The sequence below is a fragment of the Geothrix rubra genome, assembly GCF_030268065.1.
In the GTDB taxonomy this organism is placed as follows: Bacteria; Acidobacteriota; Holophagae; order Holophagales; family Holophagaceae; genus Geothrix; species Geothrix rubra.
In genome coordinates this window covers 1-5,646 of sequence record NZ_BSDD01000008.1, presented here as the reverse complement: position 1 = coordinate 5,646, position 5,646 = coordinate 1, and the positions used below count along the sequence as shown (strand labels likewise).

The 5,646-nt window shown below is 55.8% G+C and carries 2 tRNA genes and 3 rRNA genes; all 5 read right to left on the bottom strand.

The window, feature by feature from the left end:
* Positions 1-38: 38 nt before the first annotated feature.
* Positions 39-154 (bottom strand): 5S ribosomal RNA (rrf, locus tag QSJ33_RS15480).
* Positions 155-230: 76 nt separating this feature from the next.
* Positions 231-3,166, bottom strand: a 23S ribosomal RNA gene (locus QSJ33_RS15475).
* 317 nt (positions 3,167-3,483) lie between these two features.
* Positions 3,484-3,561 (bottom strand) — tRNA-Ile (locus QSJ33_RS15470).
* A 24-nt stretch (positions 3,562-3,585) separates the two neighbouring features.
* Positions 3,586-3,661, bottom strand: a tRNA-Ala gene (locus QSJ33_RS15465).
* Between the two features lie 263 nt (positions 3,662-3,924).
* Positions 3,925-5,462: ribosomal RNA gene (locus QSJ33_RS15460) — 16S ribosomal RNA — on the bottom strand.
* Together the 16S, 23S and 5S rRNA genes with 2 tRNA genes alongside form the textbook arrangement of a ribosomal RNA operon.
* Positions 5,463-5,646 lie beyond the last annotated feature (184 nt).

Here is a 5,646-nt window from a genome sequence, read left to right as displayed (position 1 = left end):
ATCGGGCCATCCATGAGGGATGGCCCGATTGTGAATTAACGTCGCAGCGACCTACTTTTCCACTCCTGTGGGGAGCAGTATCATCGGCCCTCCGGGTCTTAACTGCCGTGTTCGGGATGGGAACGGGTGTGACCCCCGGGGTAAAGCCGCGACGAAGGGGAGAAGGATTGAGAAGGGATTGGGCGAGGCGCCTTTGGCGCGTCGTGGGTATTCATGTAATTGATTGATGAAAGGTCAAGTCGATGGACCGATTAGTACCGCTCAGCTGAAGCCCTTACGAGCCTTGCACATGCGGCCTATCAACGTGGTGGTCTACCACGGGTCTCATAGGGAGATCTCATCTTGAGGGGTGTTTCGCGCTTAGATGCTTTCAGCGCTTCTCACTTCCCGACATAGCTACCCAGCATTGCACCTGGAGGCACAACTGGAACACCAGAGGTCAGTCCATCCCGGTCCTCTCGTACTAAGGACAGGTCCTCTCAAATCTCCTGCGCCCACACTAGATAGGGACCGAACTGTCTCGCGACGTTCTGAACCCAACTCACGTACCGCTATTGATCGGCGAACAGCCGAACCCTTGGGACCTGCTTCAGCCCCAGGATGCGATGAGTCGACATCGAGGTGCCAAACCTTGCCGTCGATATGAACTCTTGGGCAAGATCAGCCTGTTATCCCCGGCGTACCTTTTATCCGTTGAGCGATGGCCCTTCCATTCGGGACCACCGGATCACTATAGCCTGCTTTCGCACCTGCTCGTCGTGTCTGACTCGCAGTCAAGCTCCCTTATACTATTGCGCTCTTCGGCTGATTTCCAAACAGCCTGAGGGAACCTTCGCACGCCTCCGTTACGCTTTAGGAGGCGACCGCCCCAGTCAAACTACCCGCCTGACATTGTCTTCCACCCGGATCACGGGTGCGAGTTAGAGATCAGCGTTAAACAGGGTGGTATCTCAACGTCGGCTCCACCGACCCTAACGAGCCAGTTTCATAGCCTCCCACCTATCCTGCACAGTCCAACGCCAACCTCAATGTCAAGGTGTAGTAAAGGTGCACGGGGTCTTTCCGTCTAAGTGCGGGTAACCGGCATCTTCACCGGTGCTACAAGTTCGCTGAGTCTCTGCTGGAGACAGTTCCCAGATCGTTACGCCATTCGTGCAGGTCGGAACTTACCCGACAAGGAATTTCGCTACCTTAGGACCGTTATAGTTACGGCCGCCGTTCACCGGGGCTTAAATTCGCAGCTTCGCTTGCGCTGACCGCTCCTCTTGACCTTCCGGCACCGGGCAGGCGTCAGCCCCTATACCTCCTCTTTGGAGTTTGCAGAGACCTGTGTTTTTGTTAAACAGTCGCCTGGGACATTTATGTGCCACCCCCTCGGGCTATGAACCCTACCGGGGTACCCCTTCTCCCGAAGTTACGGGGTTAATTTGCCGAGTTCCTTCAGCAGAGTTCTCTCAAACGCCTGAGGATTCTCTCCTCGACTACCTGTGTCGGTTTGCGGTACGGACACAAGCACCTCTCCTTAGCAGCTTTTCTCGGCAGTGTAGGATCAGGACTTTTCGTCAGAAACCTTGGGCTCGTGGCGCCCGGACTTCCCTAAGCACCACCCTTGGATCCTTTCGCAGGACATTCCATAGCCCTGCGTCCCTACCTTCCTGCGTCCCTGCATCGTACGAACGAGATGCTCATGGTGCTGGAATATTGACCAGCTTTCCATCGCCTACGCCTTTCGGCCTCAGCTTAGGGTCCGACTAACCCAACGCGGATTGACCTTGCGTTGGAAACCTTAGTCTTACGGCGGACGGGGTTCTCGCCCGTCTTTACGCTACTTATGCCGACAGAGTCTCTTCCCATGTCTCCAGCTGTCCTTACGGTCAACCTTCACAGACCTAGGGAATGCTCCCCTACCACTTACGTTCGCAGCTTCGGTAACATGCTTTAGCCCCGTTGAATTGTCGGCACAGACCCGCTTGACCAGTGAGCTATTACGCTTTCTTTAAAGGATAGCTGCTTCTAAGCTAACCTCCTGGCTGTCTAAGCACATCCACATCCTTTTCCACTTAGCATGTATTTTGGGACCTTAGCTGGCGATCTGGGTTCTTTCCCTCTCGACTACGGATCTTATCACCCGCAGTCTGACTGCCGGACTTCACGGCGTGCCATTCGAAGATTGGTTGGATTCAGTAAGCTGGTAAGCCCCCTAGTCCATTCAGGTCTCTACCTGCACGACGAAACATCCGACGCTAGCCCTAAAGCTATTTCGGGGAGAACGAGCTATCACGGAATTTGATTGGCCTTTCACCCCTATCCTCAACTCATCCAAGCGGTTTTCAACCCACACTGGTTCGGACCTCCATCCGGTGTCACCCGGACTTCATCCTGGTCAAGGATAGATCATCCCGTTTCGCGTCTATTCCCAGCGACTGTCGCCCTGTTCAGACTCGGTTTCCCTTCGGCTTCGCCTCTTCGGCTTCGCCTCGCCACTGAGAATAACTAGCCGGCTCATTATGCAAAAGGCACGCGGTTCCCCTGGTAAACCATAGGGGTTCCACTGCTTGTAGATTGACGGTTTCAGGTTCTATTTCACTCCCCTCATCGGGGTTCTTTTCGCCTTTCCCTCACGGTACTGGTTCACTATCGGTCTGATGGACTTATTTAGCCTTACCGCATGGTCGCGGCAAATTCTGTCAAGGTTTCTCGTGCCCCGACATACTTGGGAACACCACTCAGAGTCCGATCGGCTTTCGCATAAGGGGCTATCACCCTGTATCGCCGGCCTTTCCATGCCGTTCCGCTAACCGTCGGTTTTGTAACTCTGTGCTGGAGGGCAGCTCCAGCCTGTAGGTCCCACGACCCCCCCTACGCAACGCCTGCCGCTTACACGTAGGAGGTTTGGGCTCTTCCGGTTTCGCTCGCCGCTACTCCCGGAATCACTGTTGTTTTCTCTTCCTCTGGGTACTGAGATGGTTCACTTCCCCAGGTTCGCTTGGTCCCGCCTATGAATTCAGCAGCACCATGACTGAGCTTTCACCCAGCCGGGTTTCCCCATTCGGACATGCCCGGATCACCGTTCGCGTGCAACTCCCCGAGCCTTTTCGCAGCTTACCACGTCCTTCATCGCAGCCATCAGCCAAGGCATCCACCGTCAACCCTTCGTAACTTGGCCTTCCATCAATGAATTACACTGACTTCAGACCCACGAGAGTATTCATTTCGCTAAACTTGCCTCGCCTTAAGCCCACCGCGTCCCTTGAACGCGATGGATCACCCTTCTCTATTTCCTTATTCCGCTGTCAAAGATGCTTCTTCTTCCAACCCTTGAGCTGGATTCAAACCTCGAAAGGTCTCAACTCAACTCAATCGCGTGCCCAGTTGTCCGGCTGCTCGGCTCGCTCCGCGTTCCAGTCTCGGGCTCTGCCCGGCCTGGCCCGCTGCGCTCTACGCGTTTTCTCCGAAAACGCTAGCCTCGCAGCACTTCAAGTCTGGTGGGCCTAGGTGGATTCGAACCACCGACCTCACGCTTATCAGGCGTGCGCTCTAACCAGACTGAGCTATAGGCCCCAAGTTCGTGCTCCCAGCAGGCGATGGTGGACCCGACCGGGATCGAACCGACGACCTCCTGGATGCAAACCAGGCGCTCTCCCAGCTGAGCTACGGGCCCAATCGTCTCAGGCTCCTCACTCCGCCGGTCGGTCGATTCCAGTCTATCGCGATGCTCTCGCATCGCTCCCGCTCGCTTTCGCTTGCGGAGACTGGACCTCCTGGATGCAAACCAGGCGCTCTCCCAGCTGAGCTACGGGCCCCAGATCCCTCTGTGCCCAGGCACGCTCGTCAAAGACGCCTCGGGCGCCTTTAAAAACCGGATAGGTACTACCAATAGGAAGCGTTGACCTTTGTGCCATCCCTAAAGACGGCGCTCCTTAGAAAGGAGGTGATCCAGCCACAGGTTCTCCTACAGCTACCTTGTTACGACTTCACCCCAATCACCAAGTTCACCATTGAGACCTAGCCCCTTTCGGTTACCACAGCCTCTTCAAGTGCTCCCGGCTTTCGTGATGTGACGGGCGGTGTGTACAAGGCCCGGGAACGTATTCACCGTATCATTCTGATACACGATTACTAGCGATTCCACCTTCATGCAGTCGAGTTGCAGACTGCAATCCGAACTGAGGACGACTTTCTCCGATTAGCTCCATCTCGCGACTTTGCAACGGTTTGTATCGCCCATTGTAGCACGTGTGTAGCCCTGGACATAAGGGCCATGAGGACTTGACATCATCCCCACCTTCCTCCCGGTTAACCCGGGCAGTCCCCGTAGAGTTCCCGCCTTGACGCGCTGGCAACTACGGGTAAGGGTTGCGCTCGTTGCGGGACTTAACCCAACATCTCACGACACGAGCTGACGACAGCCATGCAGCACCTCTGCAGCAGTTCTTGCGAAAAGGCACATCTCTGCACCGGTCCACTGCAGTTCAAGCCCAGGTAAGGTTCTTCGCGTTGCGTCGAATTAAACCACATGCTCCACCGCTTGTGCGGGCCCCCGTCAATTCCTTTGAGTTTCAGCCTTGCGACCGTACTCCCCAGGCGGAACACTTAACGCGTTAGCTCCGGCACGGCAGGGGTCAACTCCCACCACACCAAGTGTTCATCGTTTACAGCGTGGACTACCAGGGTATCTAATCCTGTTTGCTACCCACACTTTCGCGCCTCAGCGTCAGTTACTGTCCAGGTGGCCGCCTTCGCCACTGGTGTTCCTCCTCATCTCTACGCATTTCACCGCTACACGAGGAATTCCACCACCCTCTCCAGTACTCTAGCCTTCCAGTCTCAGATGCAGTTCCCAGGTTGAGCCCGGGGATTACACATCTGACTTAAAAAACCGCCTACGCGCCCTTTACGCCCAATAATTCCGAATAACGCTTGCCCCCTCTGTATTACCGCGGCTGCTGGCACAGAGTTAGCCGGGGCTTCCTCTCCAGGTACCGTCAAGTAACAACGCTATTAACGCTGCCACCTTCGTCCCTGACGACAGGGTTTTACAGTCCGAAGACCTTCATCACCCACGCGGCGTTGCTGCGTCAGACTCTCGTCCATTGCGCAAAATTCCCCACTGCTGCCTCCCGTAGGAGTCTGGACCGTGTCTCAGTTCCAGTGTGGCCGATCACCCTCTCAGGCCGGCTACTGATCGTCGCCTTGGTGGGCCATTACCCCGCCAACTAGCTAATCAGACGCAGGATCCTCTTTTTGCCCCAGGCCTTGCGGTCCCCAGGTTTCACCGCCAGCATCCCAGCTCACGGTCTCATGCGGTATTACCACTCCTTTCGGAGCGTTATTCCCCACAAAAAGGTAGATTCCCCACGCGTTACTCACCCGTCTGCCATGCACCTTGCGGCACATCCGACTTGCATGTGTTAGGCACGCCGCCAGCGTTCATTCTGAGCCAGGATCAAACTCTCAAGTTTCATTCCTGAACTCTTCACCCTCGGGACTCTCGCCCCTCGGGCCAATGTTCTGGTCGTTTATCTCGATCCCCCGCACCGTCCTAAGACAATACGGAAAATCCTCAAAGGCTTCCTATCTCCCTATCCGGTTTTCAAAGACGCCCCCAGGTCTCCCTGGCTCCCCGCAGCCTCAACTGCGCAGGAC